19 protein-coding genes are annotated in these 20050 nt (G+C 62.3%); 9 read left to right on the forward strand and 10 right to left on the reverse strand.

Going from position 1 to position 20050, the window contains the following annotated elements; all coding sequences use genetic code 11:
* Positions 1-89: 89 nt before the first annotated feature.
* The 3 genes from RHM60_RS23640 to RHM60_RS23650 form a co-directional block, all read right to left on the reverse strand.
* Entirely contained in the window at positions 90-440 is a 351-nt protein-coding gene (locus RHM60_RS23640; protein ID WP_231422120.1) for a DUF2892 domain-containing protein, read from the reverse strand.
* A gap of 67 nt (positions 441-507) precedes the next feature.
* Complete coding sequence (locus RHM60_RS23645; protein WP_003189607.1) at positions 508-975, reverse strand: RNA methyltransferase; 468 nt, start codon at positions 973-975, stop codon at positions 508-510.
* Positions 976-1135: 160 nt separating this feature from the next.
* Entirely contained in the window at positions 1136-1510 is a 375-nt protein-coding gene (locus RHM60_RS23650) for a YajD family HNH nuclease (RefSeq protein WP_003172528.1), read from the reverse strand.
* 97 nt (positions 1511-1607) lie between these two features.
* Here RHM60_RS23650 and RHM60_RS23655 point away from each other — a divergent pair, with 97 nt between their 5' ends.
* A complete protein-coding gene (locus RHM60_RS23655) occupies positions 1608-2528 on the forward strand; it encodes a ParB/Srx family N-terminal domain-containing protein (RefSeq protein ID WP_322212955.1) in 921 nt (306 codons plus the stop codon).
* A 123-nt stretch (positions 2529-2651) separates the two neighbouring features.
* Here RHM60_RS23655 and RHM60_RS23660 read toward each other — a convergent pair whose 3' ends face one another.
* On the reverse strand, positions 2652-3338 hold the full coding sequence (locus tag RHM60_RS23660) for a spermidine synthase (protein WP_057009540.1): 687 nt from the start codon (positions 3336-3338) through the stop codon (positions 2652-2654).
* A gap of 78 nt (positions 3339-3416) precedes the next feature.
* Between RHM60_RS23660 and RHM60_RS23665 the strand changes: the two genes are divergently transcribed.
* The gene (locus RHM60_RS23665) at positions 3417-3701 is read left to right on the forward strand and encodes a hypothetical protein (RefSeq protein WP_231422125.1); all 285 of its coding nucleotides are present in this window, start codon (positions 3417-3419) and stop codon (positions 3699-3701) included.
* Here the strand turns inward: RHM60_RS23665 and RHM60_RS23670 are convergent.
* On the reverse strand, positions 3698-5743 hold the full coding sequence (locus tag RHM60_RS23670; RefSeq protein WP_209990043.1) for a S9 family peptidase: 2046 nt from the start codon (positions 5741-5743) through the stop codon (positions 3698-3700). The two genes, RHM60_RS23665 and RHM60_RS23670, sit on opposite strands and share 4 nt — an antisense overlap.
* 24 nt (positions 5744-5767) lie before the next feature.
* Here RHM60_RS23670 and RHM60_RS23675 point away from each other — a divergent pair, with 24 nt between their 5' ends.
* From RHM60_RS23675 to RHM60_RS23685, 3 genes are read left to right on the forward strand one after another with little or no spacing between them, the layout of a single operon-like run.
* Positions 5768-6298, forward strand: coding sequence for a hypothetical protein (locus RHM60_RS23675; RefSeq protein WP_057009543.1), 531 nt, complete (start codon positions 5768-5770; stop codon positions 6296-6298).
* A gap of 21 nt (positions 6299-6319) precedes the next feature.
* Positions 6320-7096, forward strand: a complete 777-nt coding sequence (locus RHM60_RS23680) for a class II glutamine amidotransferase (protein WP_003234016.1) — start codon at positions 6320-6322, stop codon at positions 7094-7096.
* An 11-nt stretch (positions 7097-7107) separates the two neighbouring features.
* Positions 7108-7650 (forward strand): DUF2937 family protein, encoded by a 543-nt coding sequence (locus RHM60_RS23685; protein WP_057009544.1) that lies wholly within the window; start codon positions 7108-7110, stop codon positions 7648-7650.
* Between the two features lie 651 nt (positions 7651-8301).
* On the opposite strand, the gene RHM60_RS23690 is transcribed toward RHM60_RS23685, so the two are convergent.
* The 3 genes from RHM60_RS23690 to RHM60_RS23700 all read right to left on the reverse strand — a co-directional run bounded on the left by RHM60_RS23690 (position 8302) and on the right by RHM60_RS23700 (position 11615).
* A complete protein-coding gene (locus RHM60_RS23690; protein WP_322212957.1) occupies positions 8302-9480 on the reverse strand; it encodes a VWA domain-containing protein in 1179 nt (392 codons plus the stop codon).
* Positions 9480-10325 carry an AAA family ATPase gene (locus tag RHM60_RS23695; protein ID WP_209990058.1) on the reverse strand — a complete coding sequence of 282 codons (846 nt, stop codon included), beginning with the start codon at positions 10323-10325 and terminating at the stop codon, positions 9480-9482. Before RHM60_RS23695 ends, RHM60_RS23690 begins: the two co-directional genes overlap by 1 nt.
* Before the next feature lie 213 nt (positions 10326-10538).
* Positions 10539-11615 (reverse strand): DUF748 domain-containing protein, encoded by a 1077-nt coding sequence (locus RHM60_RS23700; protein ID WP_209990060.1) that lies wholly within the window; start codon positions 11613-11615, stop codon positions 10539-10541.
* Positions 11616-11739: 124 nt separating this feature from the next.
* Here RHM60_RS23700 and cysK point away from each other — a divergent pair, with 124 nt between their 5' ends.
* Positions 11740-12714: a cysteine synthase A gene (gene cysK / locus RHM60_RS23705; RefSeq protein ID WP_231422131.1), complete on the forward strand. Its 975-nt coding sequence runs from the start codon at positions 11740-11742 to the stop codon at positions 12712-12714.
* A 144-nt stretch (positions 12715-12858) separates the two neighbouring features.
* On the forward strand, positions 12859-13797 hold the full coding sequence (locus RHM60_RS23710) for an aspartyl/asparaginyl beta-hydroxylase domain-containing protein (protein WP_209990065.1): 939 nt from the start codon (positions 12859-12861) through the stop codon (positions 13795-13797).
* Between the two features lie 472 nt (positions 13798-14269).
* Here the strand turns inward: RHM60_RS23710 and acnA are convergent, their stop codons facing one another.
* Complete coding sequence (gene acnA, locus RHM60_RS23715) at positions 14270-17011, reverse strand: aconitate hydratase AcnA (protein WP_322212959.1); 2742 nt, start codon at positions 17009-17011, stop codon at positions 14270-14272.
* A 189-nt stretch (positions 17012-17200) separates the two neighbouring features.
* On the opposite strand from acnA, the gene rlmM reads away from it, so the two are divergent.
* Both rlmM and tusA read left to right on the forward strand, forming a co-directional pair.
* The gene (gene rlmM, locus RHM60_RS23720; protein ID WP_231422134.1) at positions 17201-18277 is read left to right on the forward strand and encodes a 23S rRNA (cytidine(2498)-2'-O)-methyltransferase RlmM; all 1077 of its coding nucleotides are present in this window, start codon (positions 17201-17203) and stop codon (positions 18275-18277) included.
* 125 nt (positions 18278-18402) lie between these two features.
* A complete protein-coding gene (tusA, locus tag RHM60_RS23725; RefSeq protein ID WP_209990075.1) occupies positions 18403-18645 on the forward strand; it encodes a sulfurtransferase TusA in 243 nt (80 codons plus the stop codon).
* Here the strand turns inward: tusA and RHM60_RS23730 are convergent.
* The gene (locus RHM60_RS23730; RefSeq protein ID WP_322212960.1) at positions 18642-20036 is read right to left on the reverse strand and encodes an MATE family efflux transporter; all 1395 of its coding nucleotides are present in this window, start codon (positions 20034-20036) and stop codon (positions 18642-18644) included. The genes tusA and RHM60_RS23730 overlap by 4 nt on opposite strands.
* Between the last annotated feature and the right edge of the window lie 14 nt (positions 20037-20050).

Here is a 20050-nt window from a genome sequence, read left to right on the forward strand (position 1 = left end):
TAGTTCAGTCACTGATGTGTTGACTGACACACTGCCATCGGGAGCAAGCCCCTCCCACATTTGGATGTTCAACAGGCATGAAAGCCTGATCAGCCGGTGGTTTTTACCGCTTTCTCGGCGGCCACTTCGGCTTTGGTCTTGAGGTTGTTCAGCTCTGCGCCGGCCCGTTCGATCTTGGTGCGCAGGCTGTTCATCTCCTGACGACCCTGCTCCAGCTTGTCCTTGAGCGAACTGTGGCCGGTAAAGCCGCGCTTGAGCGCCACGCCGCCGATTGCAACCTGGATCAGGCCGAACACGCCGCCACGGCGCAGGCCTTTGCCCAGCATGATGAAACCGCCGGCTACCGAGCCGATGCGTTCCCAGCCGTGCACGTTTTGCTCATGCTGCGGGGCGGGCTGCAGGTGCTCGATGATAGGTCGCAGGTGTGTGCTGTCACTCATGATCCGTCTCCAACAAGGGCTAGTGTAAATAGCTGACTGCTGGCCGGCGCCGGATGTTCCCGAAAAATCAGTACTTGGGCCCCGAGCGGGTGTTGTTGCCCTTGGCCAGGCGGTCGTAGAGCACCACATTGACGGTGGCGGCAAGGTTCATGCAGCCGGTGGTCGGGATGTACACCACGTCTTCGCACCAGTCGCGGATCTCTTTATCCAGCGAGCCGTCTTCCGGGCCGAAGATATACAGCGCGCGGTCGGGATGGGTGTATTCGGGCAGCGGACGGGCGCCTTCCACCAGCTCCACGGCAACCGGGATGCAGCCCAGGGGCAGGATTTTCTTCAGGTCATCGATGCCGATCAGCGGAATGTCGTGGTGGACCTTTTTGGTGTCGGTGATGAAATCCCGCGCGCGCTCGTAACGCACGCCGGTGTAGAACACCGAGGCCACGCCGTAGCAGCCGGCGGCACGCATCACCGAGCCGACGTTTTCGGGTGATTTGGGGTTATACAGACCGATGCAGCTGTAGCGTTTATTGCCCACGGGGAAGGGTGCCTTGACGAAAAGGCGCGATTATACGGCCTTGAAGTGATGCGGTGCTTGCACGATCGCTGTCGGGAGCAAGCCCCTCCCACTGTTGGACTGCATTTCAGTGCGGGAGGGGGCTTGCCCCCGATGAGGCCGGTACAGGCGATGACGATGTTCAGCTGTCTTTCTTCATCAACCCCGCCAACGCCGCAAACGGGTTGTGCGTGGCCTTGGCAATCGTCGGGCTGCTGGTGGAGCCTTCGCCGAAATACTGCTGGTCGGTGTAGCGCGAGTGCTCGTTGTCATGGCAATACAGGCACAGCAATTCCCAGTTGGAGCCATCCTGAGGATTGTCATCATGGTTATGGTTGCGGTGGTGTACGGTCAGTTCGCTCAGGCGTTTGCCGGCGAACTCACGGGCGCAGCGGCCGCACACGTGGGGGTACATTTTCAGGGCTTTGTCGCGATAGCCCATTTCCCGGTCGCGCTGGGCATCGGCGAGAATGCGGTCCAGCTTGGCGGTGTGGGAGGGCGGGTTGGTCGAGCTCATCATGGCTCCTGGCTGTTTGAGGGTTCACGGATACCGTGGATTCTAGCCGCTCGCGCGCTAAATAACCGCTTCACTTTAGCCATAAGGATTCAACTTCATGCGTCTGCATTCATGGATTGCTGCATTGCTGCTGTGTGGGGTGACTGCCCATGCCCACGCCCTTTCTGCGCCCAGGCCCGGGCAGGTGATCGAAGTGGCCCTCGAGCAGTTGCATCCCACCCAGGCCGTGGTGGGTTTTGACCAGATCTATTACAGCCTGGGGCTGTTCGCCGCCAAACCGGCCAAGGTCTTTGACGAGTACTGCGAAACCAATGGCCAGGGCGAAGCGAAAAAGGTGCCGAAAAAGGCCGACCTGCATCACCCCGAGAGCTTTACCTGCGAGGATCCGGTAGGTGCTCACCCGGATGAGATGAAAACCGTCGTGGTCGGCCCCGGCGGCCAGCTGTACCTGACCGACGGCCACCACAGCTTCACCACGCTGTGGGAAGTGCCCGGCGGCGGGGCGCGCTTGAAAATGTGGGTCCGGGTGACCGACGATTTCAGCAGCAGCCCGGACATGAACACCTTCTGGCAGCGTATGGCAGCGGCGCGCAAAGTCTGGCTCAAGGACAGTCAGGGCCGGACCCTGGCGCCTGAGCAGTTGCCGGCGCATCTGGGCTTCAAGCACCTGCAGAACGACACCTTTCGCAGCCTGGTGTATTTCACCCGCAAGGCCGCCTATGGCAAGCCGGACGATGGCGAGATTGCCCCCGAATTTCTGGAGTTTTACTGGGGCGACTGGCTGCGCACGCAGATTGATTTGAGCCAGTACAACCTGGACAGCAAAGGCGGCTACAAGGACGCCATCGAAGCCGTTGCCAAGCGCATGGTCAGCCTGGCGCCAGGCTCGAAGGTGGGTGACAGCGGGTTTACCGCTCATCAACTGGGCGGCATGAGCGAGCTGGATCGCAAGGCGCTGGAGAAAACCTTCGACAATAAAGTGCCGTACATCTTTGACTACCGCAAATCCCTGCGCTGAAACAGGTCAGAAATGTGGGAGGGGGCTTGCTCCCGATCGCAGTGTGTCAGTCAACACATCGGTGACTGAGCTACCGCTATCGGGAGCAAGCCCCCTCCCACAGGGGATTTGTGGTGTCTGGTATCAGGCTTTCAGTTTTTCGGCGATCCAGATGGTGTGCCGGGTGCCTTTGTTGCCATGGGCAAATACCTGCACTTCCTCGGCCTTGAAGCCGGCCTTGCGCAGCTTGTCGCTGAACAGCCTGTCGGCGCTGGCCGACCACACGGCCAGTACGCCCTTGGGCCGCAGTGCCTTGGCACAGGCGGCCAGGCCACCGGCGGAGTAGAGCCAGCTGTTGGCTTTTTGCGTGAGGCCTTCGGGGCCGTTGTCGACGTCGAGCATGATCGCATCAAAGCCCTGGGGTTCGGCCTGCAGCACCTTGGCCACGTCTTCCAGGCGGATCACGGTGCGCGGGTCCAGCAGCGGGCGGCCGGATTTTTCGCCCAGCGGGCCGCGGTTCCACTCCACCACGCCGGGCACCAGCTCGGCCACCACCACTTCGGCGGTCTTGCCCAGGTGCTTGAGCGCCGAAGCCAGGGTAAAACCCATGCCCAGCCCGCCGATCAATACCCGTGAACCCGGGCGCCCGGCCACCTTGCGGCAGGGAATTTCCGCCAGGGCATCCTCGGAGCCGTGCATGCGGGTGTTCATCAGCTGGCCGCCGTCACCGCCCTGGATCTTGATGACAAAATCCTCGCCGTATTCGAACAGGCACAGGGCGCCGCCGTTGTCGGGGATCGGCGTGGTGTCGAGCAGAATGAAACGTTTCATGGAAATCTCATTGGGAAGGGCATTCTTGCGCGGTTGGGAGTAGCCTTGAGGCATTCCGGTCAGGCCATGGAGCCATCGATGAAGTGCAGCATTCTAACGGTCATTGTGCTCGGCGCGCTCACATTGGGTGCCGTGCAGGCGCAGGAGGTGCAGAGCGTACCGGCCGCCCCCGCGCCAACCCCAGGCGCGCCGGGCACTCCGACGCCGACGCTGTACCCGCAGGTGACGCCGCCGGCGTTGCCTAAAGCCAACGCCGACGGCTCGCCGGCGCTGGTGCCGATCGTGTTGCCGACGCCGCCCAAGGACCAGACCGTGCCTGGCCTGCAGCAGAACGACAGCAAACCGAAGACCCCCGGTGGTTAAGCGTCGAGTGCCAGCGCCTTGAACACAAACGCGTATTCCAGCGCCACGTCGCGTAACCCCTGGTAGCGACCGCTCATCCCGCCGTGGCCGGCACCCAGTTCGGTCTTGAGCAGCAGCAGGTTGTCGGAGGTGGCGGTGTCGCGCAGCTTGGCGACCCATTTGGCCGCTTCCCAGTACTGCACGCGGCTGTCGTTGTAGCCGGCGATCACCAGCAGCGCCGGGTAGGCCTGGGCGCTGACGTTTTCGTACGGCGCATACGCCTTGATGCGCGCATACACCTCGGGCTCTTCGGGGTTGCCCCATTCGTCGTACTCGGTGATCGTCAGCGGCAGCTCCGGGTCGAGCATGGTGTTGAGCACATCCACAAACGGCACTTCGGCAATCGCCGCCTGGAACAGCGCCGGACGCTGGTTGAGCACCGCGCCGATCAACAGACCGCCGGCACTGCCGCCGCTGATCGCCAGTTGCCGGGAGGTGGTCAGGCCCTCGGCAATCAGGTGTTCGGCGCACGCGATAAAGTCGCTGAAGGTGTTCTGCTTGTGGGCCTGCTTGCCGTTGCGGTACCAGGCTTCACCCAGCTCGCCGCCGCCGCGCACGTGGGCGATGGCGAATGCCACGCCACGGTCCAGCAGGCTCAGGCGCGCGTGGGAGAACCACGGGTCGAGGCTCTGGCCGTAGGCGCCGTAACCGTAGAGGTACAGCGGGGTCGGCTTGCCCAGTTGGTCGCGCTTGATCACCAGGCTGATCGGCACCTGAGTGCCGTCGGCCGAGGTGGCCCACAGGCGCTGGCTGACGTAGTCATCGGCATTGAATGCGCCGAGTACCGGGGTTTCCTTGAGTACCTGTTGCGCGCCGCTGGCCAGCTCCAACTGACGCACCTGGGCCGGGCGGTTCAGCGCTTCGTAGCGCAGGCGGATCCTGTCGCTGGGGAATTCCAGGCTGTTCTGTACGTAGAGGCTGTAGGCGGCGTCGGGTAACTCCACGCGATAGGCCGGCACGCCCTCGGCATGCACTTCGATCACCGGCAGGCCGCCGATGCGCAGGCTCAGGGTCATGGCGCGTGCATTCAGGCTCACGCCGTCGAGCATCACCTCGTCGCTGTGGGGGATCAGCGTGTGCCAGTCGGCCTCGCCGGGCACGGTGCCGGTGTCGGCGGCGACAAACAGCGCGTAATTGATGCCGTCGCGGTTGCTGCGGATAAACCAGGTCCACTCACCGTCAAGCTGGCCGTGGTCGACATCGTATTCATGGTCTTCGACGCGAGGCGCCAGGCAGGTGAAGTCCAGGTGCGGCTGGCCTGCGTCCAGTGCCCAGATTTCGCTGGTGGTCTTGCTGCCCAGGGCCAGCAGCAGCTGGCGCTCGGAACTGGAGCGGTAGCAATGCAGGAAGAAACGCCCGTCGGGTTCGTGGAACACTTCCTGCGCCGCCGTGCCGTCCAGGCGGTAGCGATACAGCTTGTGCGGGCGATGGGTGTCGTCCAGCTCGCCAAAAAACAGGGTGAGGCTGTCATTGGCCCAGGTCATGCTGCCGTCGCAGTCCTGGAATTCCAGTTCGCTGACCTTGCCCGAGGACAATTCCTTGACGAACAGGGTGTAGATCTCTTCGCCACTGGTGTCGAGGCTGTAGGCCAGGCGCTGGTGGTCGGGGCTGATGCTGAAGGCGCCCAGCGAGAAAAAGCCGCCGCCAGCCAAGGCGTTCGGGTCCAGCAGCAGTTCTTCGCTGTCCTCATCCACCTGATTGCTGTCGTCGACAGGGCGGCGGCAGCGGTAGTGGCGGGCGTATTCGTCGCCGGCGGTGGTGCGCGTGTAATACAGATACGGGCCCCACGGGGAGGGCAGCGACAGGTCGGTCTCGAGGATGCGGCCCTTGATTTCCTCGAACAGCGTGTCGCGCAGCGCCTGCTGGTCGGCGAGCTGGGCTTGCTGCCAGGCGTTTTCGGCCTTGAGGTAGTCGAGGACGTCTGCGTTATCGCGCTCCTGCAGCCAGGCGTACGGGTCTGGACCTGGGGCCTTGCGGGCGATCGGGGCATTGGATAGGGGCATGGATCACTCTCTGTCTGGCGGACGGTGGCAGGCATTGCAGCCGCGACACGCAAAAGCCGTTATCATAGCCGCCTCTTTGCCAGCCTTGCCATGGACACCATGACCGAGAACGATTATCTGATTGCCTGGGGCCTTTACGCCTTCGCCGCATTGGGCTGCCTGTTGGTGTGGTGGCGCATGACCCGCTGGATCTGGCGCTGGCTGCGCGAGCCACTGCAATTGCTGATGGCGGTGCTGCTGTTCAGCCCGACCATCGTCGATCCGGTCAAGACCCAGTTTGCGCCGGCCGTGGCCATTACCGCGCTGGACCTGGTGCTCAAGGTCGGCAACAACGCCTGGCGGGCGATTTCCGATTTGTTCATGTACACGATGATCGTCTTCGCCGTGTATATCGTCATCGTGTTGATTCGCTGGCCCATCGAGCGCGCCGCCAATGCGCGCCGCGAGCGCAAGGCGGCGTTCGATGCGGCGCTGGCCCAGGAGCCGGCTGAAGACGACGAGCCTTTCCACCGTCCGGCACCCGCCAGCGGCACGCGGGTCGAACCGCGCCTTTAACGTTGCAGCGAGAGCCCTGGCATGTGTGAATTATTGGGCATGAGTGCCAACGTCCCCACCGATATCGTGTTCAGCTTTACCGGGCTGATGCAGCGCGGCGGGCGCACCGGCCCGCACCGTGACGGTTGGGGCATTGCCTTTTACGAAGGCCGTGGCCTGCGCCTGTTCCAGGACCCGGCGGCGAGCAGCGAGTCGGAAGTCGCGCTGCTGGTGCAGCGTTATCCCATCAAAAGCGAAGTGGTGATCGGGCATATCCGCCAGGCCAATGTCGGCAAGGTCAGCCTGGCCAACACCCACCCGTTCGTGCGCGAGCTGTGGGGCCGCAACTGGTGCTTCGCCCACAACGGCCAACTGGCGCAGTTCAATCCGCGCGCCACCTTTTACCGCCCGGTGGGCGACACCGACAGCGAAGCGGCCTTCTGCGATCTGCTCAACCGTGTGCGCGAAGCCTTCCCTGAACCGGTGGACATCGAGCAGGTGCTGCCCGACCTGATCGCCGCCTGCACCGAATACCGCAGCAAGGGCGTATTCAACTGCCTGCTCAGCGACGGCGACTGGCTGTTTTGCTATTGCACGACTAAATTGGCGCAGATCACCCGACGCGCACCCTTTGGCCCGGCGCGCTTGAAGGATGTCGACGTGATCGTCGATTTCCAGGCCGAAACCACGCCCAATGACGTGGTGACGGTGATTGCCACCGAACCGTTGACCGACAACGAAAACTGGACCCGCTACGAACCGGGCCAATGGAGCCTGTGGCGACGCGGTGAATGCGTCAGCCAGGGCGTTACCGAGTAAGGATATCGACCATGTTGCTCAGCTATCTGCGGTTGGTGCTGTTTGCCATTGGCCTGTTGGTCGGCGTGCAAGTGCCGGGTTTCATCAACGACTATGCCAAGCGCGTCGAAGCCCACCTGATCGAGGCCCAGACCGGCCTGCGCGGGTTCGAGACCACCGCGCAGCAGTTTTTCAAGGGAGACCTGCAGGCGCTGGTGGCCCATTACCGCGCCAGTGATGACCCGGTGTTCCAGAGCGACGCCAACAGCCTGGGGGCCATGCTTGACCGCCAGCTTGCGTTGGACAAGCAGTTCCAGGCCATGCAAGGCCCCTGGTACATCCGCGCCCTGCAGGTGGCGGTGGCCGCCGACCCGGACATTCGCCGGGAGACCTGGAATGGCTACAGTTACCAGATCCTGCTGACCCCCGAAGCGATGGGCTGGGGGTTGGGTGGGGCGATGCTGTTGTCGTTCGGCATCGAATGCCTGTTCCGCCTGATCGACTGGGTGGTGCTGGGCGGCAAGCGTCTGCGCCAGAGCCGTCCGATTGAAGAGCGTGACCTCAAAGGCCTTTAAATAGCGGCTCGGTCCACTGTGGGAGCCAGCCCCCTCTTATCAAACACAAAATAACTTTTTGATTTAAAACCTGAAATTTCAGGCAGCCAGTTTCCTGTGGCGAGCAGGCTTGTCCTGCGTTGGGCTGCGCAGCAGCCCCAAAGCCGTGCTCCGGGCAGGGTCAGGTACACCGCGTTTTCCTTGATTGGGGGCGCTGCGCCCCCCAATGCCGTTCAGTTAAGCCAGCGTGATGTTCAAAGCAAAGAGCGGTGCGACTTTTTCGGTGTACATATCCGTTTCTGCTGTAACGGCTGCTGGCGGTTCCGCTCTTACAGCGGCTCACTTTTGAAAAGCGCAAAAGTAAGCAAAACGCTCTTGCCCCAACACTCGGCACCTCGCCTAGGCTCGGTGTGCCCGAACGCAGGCTTTGGAGCGTGGGCCGCCGCGATGGGCCATCCATGGCCCAGCGCGGCTAACCCGGCGTCCTGCCGGGTTACCCACGCTCCAAAGCCTGCGTTCGGCCAGCGTGTTTGACGGGGCGCCTAAGATCAAGATCAAGATCAAGAGCGCGGCGGCCTGAGAGCCGACCGAAATGGCAAGGCCGCTCGCCACAGAGGCCCCAGTTCGCTGCGCGACAGCGCTACGTCGAAGAGGTAGTGGGGACTCCCACCGTTATTTGGATAGAAAGCGCATGCCTTCTTCCAGCCCGCGCAACGTCAGCGGGTACATCTGGTCTTCCACCAACTCGCGCACGATCGCCGTCGACGCCGTATAGCCCCAGGTGTCCTTCGGGTACGGATTGATCCAGATCAGCTTCTTGTACTTGGCCATGAAGCGCTGCATCCACACATAGCCCGGCTCCTCGTTCCAGTGTTCGACGCTGCCGCCGGCCTGGGTGATTTCATAGGGCGCCATCGACGCGTCGCCGATAAAGATCACTTTGTAATCGGCGCCGTACTTGTGCAGCAGGTCCTGGGTTGAGGTGCGCTCCGAGGTGCGGCGCTGGTTGTTCTTCCACACCGACTCGTACACGAAGTTGTGGAAGTAGAAGTACTCCAGGTGTTTGAACTCGGTCTTGCACGCGGAGAACAGCTCTTCGCAGATCTTCACATGGGCGTCCATCGAGCCGCCGATATCGAACAGCAGCAACAGCTTGATGGTGTTGCGCCGTTCCGGGCGCATCTGGATATTCAGCAGGCCGGCGTCGCGCGCGGTGTGGTCGATTGTGCCGTCGATGTCCAGCTCTTCGGCCGCACCCTGGCGCGCGAATTTGCGCAGGCGGCGCAGGGCCACCTTGATGTTGCGCGTGCCCAGCTCGACCTGATCGTCGAGGTTCTTGTACTCGCGCTGGTCCCACACCTTCACGGCCTTGCCCTTGCGCTCGCCGGCATCGCCCACGCGTATGCCCTCCGGGTTGTGACCGCCGGAACCAAACGGGCTGGTGCCGCCGGTGCCGATCCACTTGTTGCCGCCGGCGTGGCGTTCCTTCTGTTCTTCGAGGCGTTTCTTGAATGCCTCGATCAGCTTGTCGAGGCCGCCGAGGGACTGGATCTGCGCGCGTTCCTCATCGCTCAGCGAGCGTTCGAACTCCTTGCGCAGCCAGTCCTCGGGGATCAGCGCCTGCAGGTGGTCGTCGAGTTTTTCCAGGCCGTTGAAGTAGGCCCCGAAGGCGCGGTCGAACTTGTCGAAATGCCGCTCGTCCTTGACCAGAATCGCCCGCGCCAGGTAGTAGAACTCGTCCATGTCGGCGAAGGTCACGCGCTGTTTGAGCGCGTTGATCAGGTCAAGCAGCTCGCGCACCGACACCGGCACCTTGGCGGCGCGCATTTCATTGAACAGGTTGAGCAGCATCAGCGATTACCGCGACGGCTCATGAACGCCAGCCGTTCCAGCAACTGCACGTCCTGCTCGTTCTTGACCAGTGCGCCGGCCAGCGGCGGAATGGCTTTGGTCGGGTCGCGCTCGCGCAGTACCGCTTCGCCGATGTTGTCGGCCATCAGCAGCTTGAGCCAGTCGACCAGTTCGGAGGTGGAAGGTTTTTTCTTCAGACCCGGCACTTTGCGCACGTCGAAGAACACGTCCAGCGCTTCGCTGACCAGATCCTTCTTGATGTCGGGGTAGTGCACATCGACGATTTTCTGCAGGGTGGTGCGGTCGGGGAAGGCGATGTAGTGGAAGAAGCAGCGGCGCAGGAACGCGTCCGGCAGCTCTTTTTCGTTGTTGGAGGTAATGATGATGATCGGGCGTTTCTTCGCCTTGATGGTCTCGTCGATTTCGTAGACGTAGAACTCCATCTTGTCGAGTTCCTGCAACAGGTCGTTGGGGAATTCGATATCGGCCTTGTCGATTTCATCGATCAGCAGGATTACCCGCTCTTCGGCCTCGAAGGCCTCCCACAGCTTGCCTTTCTTCAGGTAGTTGCGTACGTCGTGCACCTTGTCCACGCCCAACTGCGAGTCGCGCAGGCGGCTGACCGCGTCGTACTCGTAGAGGCCCTGGTGCGCCTTGGTAGTGGATTTGATGTGCCAGGTGATCAGCCGGGCGCCGAAGGATTCGGCCAGCTGTTCGGCGAGCATGGTCTTGCCGGTGCCCGGTTCGCCCTTGACCAGCAGCGGCCGCTCCAGGGTGATGGCGGCGTTGACGGCCAGTTTCAGGTCATCGGTAGCCACATAGGCCTGGGTGCCTTCGAACTTCATCGGTGTGTCCTCGGATTCATCAATGCCCGGACTATACCGCGCGGCCCCGGCGACTGTGAACGCAGACGGGTTATTCAGTCTCTGAATGGACGGTCACGTTCATTCCCGGCCAATGCAATCAATGTGGGAGGGGGCATGCCCCCGATAGCGTTGGTTCAGTCATGGATGTATAAACTGACACACCGCCATCGGGAGCAAGTCCCTCCCACCGTTTTAATCGGCGCTCGGCTTGGGTTGTTCGTAACGGGCATTGAAGGCCTGGATGAAGCCATTGCGCAGGATCGCGATGACCGCGCCAAACGCGCTGACATTCTGCTGATGCACGCTGCCGCTCAATTCCACGCGGGTGGCGAACTGATTTTTACGCTGGTTCTTGAGCACCGTCTCGCTGGCGCCGACCACGGCTTCCCAGATCGAACGGAATATATTCTTGTCCTTGTTTTCGACATCCTGCTGCCAGTCGAACACTTCCACATCGCGCAGCAGCGGCTTTATATAGCCGCGCAGCTGGCCTTTCTCGGCCTGGGCTTCGATCACTACATCACCGGTGCCGGCCTTGAAGTCGAACTTGCCATAGGCCGAGGCGAAGTCATTCATGCGCGTCAGTTGCAGGTCGCGGGCACGGAAGCGGAACTCGAACTCTTCGAAATCGCTCAGTGGGTCGAAGGTGGCGTTGGCTTCCAGAGGTGCCTGGCCTTGCAGCAGCGCCTTGCCTTCAAAGCGTGCGTCGCGCTTGCCTTCCACGTCCACCACGTTGGTCAGGTTGTAGAAACTGGCGTTGACCCCGGTGGCGTTGATATTGACCTTTGGCTTGGAGGTGAAGTTGTGGAACGCGATCTTGCCGTCTTCGATGCGCATTTCGTTGAGGGTGATCGGCAGCAGCTTGCTCAGTTGTTCCTGCCAGTCGGTGCCTTTACCGGTCTGGGACGCGGCCTTGTTGGCGCCGCCGTCGACGAAGTTGATTTCCGGACGCACAAAATGCCCCTCGGCGACCACCGCATGGTCGTACCACAGCGAATGCCAGCTCACCGCGAACTCGATCAGCGGCGCCTTGACGAAGGGCACCGGCACCTTGCCGTCCACCTTGACGATCTGCAGGCCGTTGATCCGGTAGGCGCCGCGCCACAGCGCGAGGTCCACGTCGGCAATCTCGCCACGGTAATCGCCCATGTTGGCGAGCTTTTCGTTCAGATAATTGCGCACCAGATAGGGCAGGGCGATGTTCAGTGCCACCAGGAAAACCACCAGTGCGGCGACGGTCCAAAGTGGCCAGCTGTAGCGACGTTTCATGAAAGGCTCCTCCGTGCAGATAGGGTGTGGACTGCCGCAGCAGGCGCAACGTTCCGCCGACTGGACGCCTCAAAGCCTGAGGCATACCCTTGTGGCCTTGTTCACATTGCCCCAGGGACCCGTCATGAGCCGCATTTTTGCAGATAACGCGCACTCCATCGGTAACACGCCTCTTGTTCAGATCAACCGCATTGCGCCGCGCGGCGTGACCATCCTGGCGAAGATCGAGGGGCGCAACCCGGGCTATTCGGTGAAGTGCCGCATTGGCGCCAACATGATCTGGGACGCCGAAGGCAACGGCAAACTCAAGCCGGGCATGACCATTGTCGAGCCCACCTCCGGCAACACCGGTATCGGCCTGGCCTTTGTCGCTGCGGCCCGTGGCTACAAACTGCTGCTGACCATGCCGGCGTCCATGAGTATCGAGCGGCGCAAGGTGCTCAAGGCCCTGGGCGCCGAACTGGTGCTGACCGAACCGGCCAAAGGCATGAAAGGCGCCATCGACAAAGCCGCTGAAATCGTCGCCGGCGACCCGGCCACCTACTTTATGCCGGCCCAGTTCGAAAACCCGGCCAACCCTGCCATCCACGAAAAAACCACCGGCCCGGAAATCTGGAACGACACCGACGGTGCGGTGGACGTGCTGGTGGCAGGCGTGGGCACCGGCGGCACCATCACCGGTGTATCGCGCTACATCAAGCACACCGCGGGCAAGCCGATCCTGTCGGTAGCGGTCGAACCGATGGCGTCGCCGGTGATCACCCAGGCGCTGGCCGGTGAAGAGATCAAGCCGAGCCCGCACAAGATCCAGGGGATCGGCGCCGGTTTTGTGCCCAAAAACCTCGACCTGTCGATGGTCGACCGCGTTGAGCGGGTGACCGATGAGGAATCCAAGGCCATGGCCCGGCGCCTGATGCAGGAGGAGGGCATCCTCTGCGGTATCTCCTGTGGCGCGGCGATGGCGGTGGCCGTGCGTCTGGCCGAGAAACCGGAGATGCAGGGCAAGACCATCGTGGTGATCCTGCCGGACTCGGGTGAGCGTTACCTGTCGAGCATGTTGTTCAGCGACTTGTTCACCGATCAGGAGAACCAGGCGTGATGCTCACCACAACTGCCGGCTGATCGCCGGGTTTGATTTGTGTCAGCTGGTCAGCCGGGGCCTTCTGCATACTGGCCCAAATGTTTATCATGGCCGGCTGCTACGTCTGCTGTTGGCCAGGCGCTTATTTTCAGGAGTTGCTGCATGACCTTTTCTTTGGCCGCCAAGTTGTCGGTGTTGCTGCTGTTTATCGGCAGTACGCTGTATGTGCACCTGCGCGGCAAGGCCCGTTTGCCGATGTTGCGCCAGTTCGTCAACCATTCGGCGCTGTTCGCCCCGTATAACGCCTTGATGTACCTGTTCTCCGCGGTACCGTCCAAACCTTACCTGGACCGCAGCAAGTTCCCGGAGCTGGACGTGCTCAAGGATAACTGGGAAGTGATCCGCGAAGAGGCCATGCACCTGTTCGACGAGGGTTACATCCGCGCGGCCGAAAAGAACAATGACGCCGGTTTCGGTTCGTTCTTCAAGAAGGGCTGGAAGCGTTTCTACCTCAAGTGGTACGACAAACCGCTGCCGTCGGCCGAGGCCCTGTGCCCGAAGACTGTGGCGCTGGTGAGCAGCATCCCCAACGTCAAGGGCGCGATGTTTGCGCTGTTGCCGGGTGGCAGCCACCTCAACCCGCACCGCGATCCGTTTGCCGGGTCCTTGCGTTATCACCTGGGCCTGTCAACGCCCAACTCCGACGATTGCCGCATCTTTGTCGACGGCCAGGTTTACGCCTGGCGCGATGGGGAAGACGTGATGTTCGACGAAACCTATGTGCACTGGGTGAAGAACGAAACCGAGCAGACTCGGGTGATCCTGTTTTGCGACATTGAACGTCCGCTGAGCAACCGTCTGATGACCCGTCTCAACCGTTGGGTCAGTAAGCAGCTGGGGCGCGCGACTGCGCCGCAGAATCTGGATGATGAGCGGGTGGGTGGGATTAACCAGGCTTATGCGTGGAGCAAGACGTTCAGCGACAGGTTCAGCGGTCGGGTCAAACAGTTCAAGCGCAAGTATCCCCAGGCTTACCGGATTGCGCGGCCGGTGTTGGCGGTGGGGGTGTTGGTGTTGTTGTGGAAGTGGTTGTTTGGCTGATTTGGAATAGGGTTAGAACTGGGGAGGGGCTTCTGGTGTTGGTGTACATATCCGTTGCTGCGCTAACGGCTACGTAGGGTTCCGCCCTTACGGCGGGTCACTTTTGGAAAAGAGCCCCAAAAGTAACCAAAAGGGCTCTTGCCCCACCACTCGGCACCTCGCTCAGGCTCGGTGTGCCCGCACGCAGGCTTGAATCCGTGGGCCGCCGCGATGGGCCATCCCTGGCCCAGCGCGGCTAACCCGGCGTCCTGCCGGGTTACCCACGGATTCAAGCCTGCGTGCGGCCAGCGTGGTTGACGGGGCGCCTGAGATCAAGATCAAAAGCCAAAGCGGTGTGATATGTATCAGACAAATGGAGATCAAATGTGGGAGGGGGCTTGCTCCCGATGAGGGTGGGTCAGCTACAAACAAGCTGACTGACCCACCCTCATCGGGAGCAAGCCCCCTCCCACCTTTGCATCTCCAGTGTTGCTTATGAGGCGATCAACTGGCGCAGCACGTAGTGCAGGATGCCACCGGCCTTGAAGTATTCCACTTCATTGAGCGTATCGATCCGGCACAGCACTTCCACTTTCTCGCCGCTGCCATCCTCCCGCGTAATCACCAGCGTCAGGTTCATGCGCGGCACGATCTCTACGTCGGTGAGGCCGAGGATGTCGATTTTCTCCTTGCCGGTGAGTTTGAGCGATTTGCGGTTCTGATCCAGCTTGAACTGCAACGGCAACACGCCCATGCCGACCAGGTTGGAGCGGTGAATCCGTTCGAAGCTTTCGGCAATGACTGCCTTGACGCCCAGCAGGTTGGTGCCCTTGGCCGCCCAGTCGCGGCTGGAGCCGGTGCCGTATTCCTGGCCGGCGATCACCACCAGCGGCGTGCCTGCGGCCTGGTATTTCATCGCTGCGTCGTAGATCGCCATGCGCTCGCCGGTGGGGATGTACAGCGTATTGCCGCCTTCTTCGCCGCCGAGCATTTCATTGCGGATGCGGATATTGGCAAAGGTGCCGCGCATCATCACTTCATGGTTGCCCCGGCGTGAGCCGTAGGAGTTGAAGTCGCGCGGTTCCACGCCTTGCTCTTGCAGGTAGCGCCCGGCGGGGCTGTCGACCTTGATGTTGCCGGCAGGCGAGATGTGGTCGGTGGTCACCGAGTCGCCCAGCAGCGCCAGCACGTTGGCGCCCGTGACGTCCTTGATCACCGGCAGGGGGCCGGCAATGTCGTCGAAGAACGGCGGGTGCTGAATATAGGTGGAGTCCTGCTGCCACACGTAGGTAGCGGCCTGGGGCACCTCGATTGCCTGCCATTGCTCGTCACCGGCGAACACTTCGGCGTATTCCTTGTGGAACATGCCCGTGGTGACTTGTGCCACGGCGTCGGCGATCTCTTTGCTGCTCGGCCAGATGTCTTTCAGGTACACCGGATTGCCGTCCTTATCGTTACCCAGCGGCTCGCTGCTGATATCGATACGCACGGTGCCGGCCAGCGCATAGGCCACCACCAGGGGCGGCGAGGCCAGCCAGTTGGTTTTGACCAGCGGGTGCACGCGGCCCTCGAAGTTGCGATTGCCGGACAGCACCGAGGCCACGGCGAGGTCGGCGGTCTGGATGGCTTTTTCAATCGGCTCGGGCAGCGGCCCGGAGTTGCCGATGCAGGTGGTGCAGCCGTAGCCCACCAGGTCGAAACCGAGTTTATCCAGGTACTGGGTGAGGCCTGCGGCGTGGTAATAGTCGGTGACCACCTTGGAGCCCGGCGCCAGGGAGGTCTTGACCCACGGCTTGCGGGTCAGGCCCTTTTCCACGGCCTTTTTTGCCACCAGCCCGGCAGCCATCATCACGCTGGGGTTGGAGGTGTTGGTGCAGGACGTGATGGCGGCGATCACCACCGCGCCGTTTTTCAGGCGATAGGTGTTGCCTTCGTATTCGTAGTCGGCCTCGCCCACCAGGTCTGCGTTGCCCACGGCCACGCCACCGCCGCCTTCGCTTTCAAGGCGGCCTTCTTCCTTGTTGGTCGGCTTGAATTGCAGGTCGAGAAAATCGCTGAACGCCTGGCCCACATTCGGCAGCGCCACGCGGTCCTGTGGGCGCTTCGGCCCGGCCAGGCTGGCTTCGACGCTGCCCATGTCCAGCGCCAGGCTGTCGGTGAACACCGGCTCTTGCCCTGCGTTACGCCACAGGCCCTGGGCCTTGGTGTAAGCCTCCACCAGTTTCACGGTTTCGCTGGGGCGACCGGACAGGCGCAGGTAGTCCAGCGTCACGTCGTCCACCGGGAAAAACCCGCAGGTGGCGCCGTATTCCGGGGCCATGTTGGCGATGGTGGCGCGGTCGGCCAGCGGCAGGTCAGCCAGGCCATCGCCGTAGAATTCGACGAATTTACCCACCACGCCTTTTTTGCGCAGCATCTGGGTGACGGTCAGCACCAGGTCGGTGGCGGTGATGCCTTCTTTCAATTTGCCGGTGAGCTTGAAGCCGATCACTTCCGGTATCAGCATCGACACCGGCTGGCCGAGCATGGCCGCTTCCGCTTCAATACCGCCCACGCCCCAGCCGAGCACGCCCAGGCCGTTGATCATGGTGGTGTGGGAGTCGGTGCCCACCAGGGTGTCGGGGAAGGCGTAAGTGCGGCCGTCTTCGTCCTTGGTCCACACGGTGCGGCCCAGGTATTCGAGGTTGACCTGGTGGCAGATGCCGGTGCCCGGTGGCACCACGCTGAAGTTGTCGAAGGCGCTCTGGCCCCAGCGCAGGAAGGCGTAGCGTTCGCCGTTGCGCTGCATCTCGATGTCGACGTTCTGCTCGAAGGCGTCGGCGTTGCCGAACTTGTCGACCATCACCGAGTGGTCAATGACCAGGTCCACGGGGGACAGCGGGTTGATGCGCTGCGGGTCGCCACCGGCCTTGGCCACGGCGGCGCGCATGGCGGCGAGGTCGACCACGGCAGGTACGCCGGTAAAGTCCTGCATCAGGACGCGGGCGGGGCGGTACTGGATCTCGCGGTCGGACTGGCGCTCTTTGAGCCAGGCGGCGATGGCCTTGAGGTCGGCGCCGGTGACGGTCTTGTCGTCTTCCCAGCGCAGCAGGTTTTCCAGCAGCACTTTGAGCGACATCGGCAGCTTGTCCAGGTCGCCCAGGCTCTTGGCGGCCTCGGGCAGGCTGAAATAGTGGTAGGTCTTGTTGTCGATTTGCAGGGTCTTAAGGGTTCTCAGGCTATCAAGGGATGACATGACACGACTCCTTATGGTCCGCACGGCTACGGACCTGGCGGGACGAACAGAGCGTTTAACTTAGCCCTGTTTTGAGTAGCAGGCTAATAACTGGACTGCCGGGTGAAGTCCAAGGTTCCGAACTCGGCTATCATGCTCGCGTTTTCATGACAGGCCTTGCACGACAGCAAGCCGGTGCCAGGAGATTCAATGAACACCCTTTTTATGCACTGCCGTCCAGGTTTCGAGGGCGAAGTCTGCTCCGAGATCGCCGAGCATGCCGCGCGCCTTAACGTTTCCGGTTACGCCAAGGCCAAGACCGGCAGCGCCTGCGCCGAGTTCGTCTGCACCGAGGACGACGGCGCCCAGCGCCTGATGCACGGCCAGCGCTTCGCCGAATTGATCTTCCCCCGGCAGTGGGCGCGCGGGGTGTTCATCGACCTGCCGGAAACCGACCGCATCAGCGTGATCCTCGCGCACCTGCATCCATTCCCGGTGTGCGGCAGCCTGTGGCTGGAGATGGTTGACACCAACGACGGCAAGGAGCTGTCGAACTTCTGCAAAAAATTCGAAGTGCACCTGCGCAAGGCCCTGCTCAATGCCGGCAAGCTGGTGGACGACCCGAGCAAGCCACGCCTGCTGCTGACCTTCAAAAGTGGCCGCGAAGTGTTCATGGGTCTGGCCGAGTCGAACAATTCGGCGATGTGGCCGATGGGCATCCCGCGTCTGAAATTCCCGCGTGACGCGCCCAGCCGCTCGACCCTGAAGCTGGAAGAGGCCTGGCATCACTTTATCCCCCGCGACCAGTGGGACGAGCGCCTGCACGGCGACATGACCGGCGTCGACCTCGGCGCCGCCCCCGGCGGCTGGACCTGGCAACTGGTTAACCGGGGCATGCTGGTGACCGCCATCGACAACGGCCCCATGGCCGAAAGCCTGATGGACACGGGCCTGGTGCAGCACTTGATGGCCGACGGTTTCACCTTCGTGCCAAAACAGCCGGTGGACTGGATGGTGTGTGACATCGTCGAGAAACCGGCGCGCAATGCCGCGCTGCTGGAAACCTGGATCGGCGAAGGCCATTGCCGCGAGGCGGTGGTGAACCTGAAGCTGCCGATGAAGCAGCGTTATGCCGAGGTCAAACGTTTGCTGGAGCGGATCGAAGAGGGCTTCAAGGCGCGCGGTATTCGTGTGGAGATTGGCTGCAAGCAGCTGTATCACGACCGGGAGGAGGTGACCTGCCACCTGCGTCGGCTTGAGTCTGCAAGGAAACCCAAGAGACACTGATCGCCCCTGAGGGAGCGGGCTTGCCCGCGATAGCGGTATAGCTGTCGAAATTATGTTGAATGTGCCCCCGTCATCGCGGGCAAGCCCGCTCCCACACTGGAGCGGGTGTGTTTCAGGAGTGATGTATGAGTGAATTACCCATTGACGGCACCCTCGACGCCACCGGCCTCAACTGCCCGGAGCCGGTGATGATGCTGCACCAGCACATCCGTGACCTGGCGCCAGGCGGCCTGCTCAAGGTGATCGCGACCGACCCTTCCACCCGTCGCGATATTCCCAAGTTCTGTGTGTTCCTGGACCACGAACTGGTTGAACAGAAAGAAGAGGCCGGCACCTACCTGTACTGGATTCGCAAGAAAGTCGATTAAACCCGCGCCTTACCGGCGTGAATACGCCGGCGTGCACTGCGCGCCAGGCGCACCAGCAACATGCCTGCGGCGCAACTCAAGCCGACGATCAAGCCTTGCCACAAGCCGCTCGGGCCGCTGGCTGCGCCCAGCCAGTCGGTGAGCCCCAGGGCGTAGCCCACCGGCAGGCCCACGCCCCAATAGGCGAACAAGGTCAGCACCATGGTCACCCGGGTGTCCTGGTAACCGCGCAACGCACCGGCGGCGGTGACCTGGATCGAGTCCGAAAACTGGAACAGCGCGGAAAACACGATCAGCGTCGAGGCGAGGTGGATCACCACCGGGTCCGGCGTATAGATCGCCGCGATCTGCTCGCGAAACAGCAGCATCAGGCTGCAGGACAGGCAGGCATAGGCCAGCGCCGTGCCCATGCCGACTCCGGCGGCAAAGCGCGCCTCACGGGGTTCGCCACGGCCCAGGGCCTGACCGACGCGCACGGTCACGGCCATGCTCAGGGAGTAGGGGATCATGAACACCAGCGAGCTGACGTTCAGCGCGATCTGATGGCCCGACACCACGGTGGCGCCAAGGCTGCCGAGCAACAGGGCGATCACGGCAAAAATGCTCGACTCGGCGAAGATCGCCACGCCAATCGGCAGGCCAATGCCCAGCACGCGTTTGATCACCGCCCATTGCGGCCAGTCGAAACGCTTGAACAGTTCGCTGCTCTGGTAGGCCGCGCCCCAGCGAGTCCAACAGGCCAGGCCGAGCATCATCACCCACATTGCAATCGCCGTGGCCCAGCCGCAGCCCACGCCGCCCATGGCCGGCACGCCGAAGTGGCCGTAAATGAAGATGTAGTTCAGCGGGATGTTCAGCGCCAGGCCGCACAGGCCCATGACCATGCTCGGCCGGGTACGGCCCAGGCCGTCACTGAAACAGCGCAGCACGTAATACAGCGCAATCGCCGGCATGCCGGCGGCGATGCCATGCAGGTAGCCCATGGAGGGCGCGATCAGGTCGGGCTCAACCTTCATCGTCTGCAGCACCGGCTCGGCGCACAGCAGCAACAGCGCGCCGCACAGACCGACCACCACCGCCAGCCACAGGGACTGACGCACCAGCGGCCCGATCTCGCTGAACTGGCCCGCGCCGTAACGCTGGGCGACTTTGGGCGTGGTGGCCAGCAGGGTGCCGGTCATCAGCAGGTACACCGGAATCCAGATCGAGTTGCCCAGGCCCACCGCCGCCAGGTCCTCAGGGCTGACCCGCCCGGCCATCACCGCGTCGACGAAGCTCATCGCGGTGGTGGCCAGTTGACCGATCATGATCGGCAGGGCAAGCGTCAGCAGGCCGCGCACTTCCCGGCGGATGCGGGCGGGACGGGTGAGGGGGGCGGTGGCAGTGTTCACGTACAGATGTCCAA

Source organism: Pseudomonas sp. MH9.3, assembly GCF_034354675.1.
Lineage (GTDB): Bacteria > Pseudomonadota > Gammaproteobacteria > Pseudomonadales > Pseudomonadaceae > Aquipseudomonas.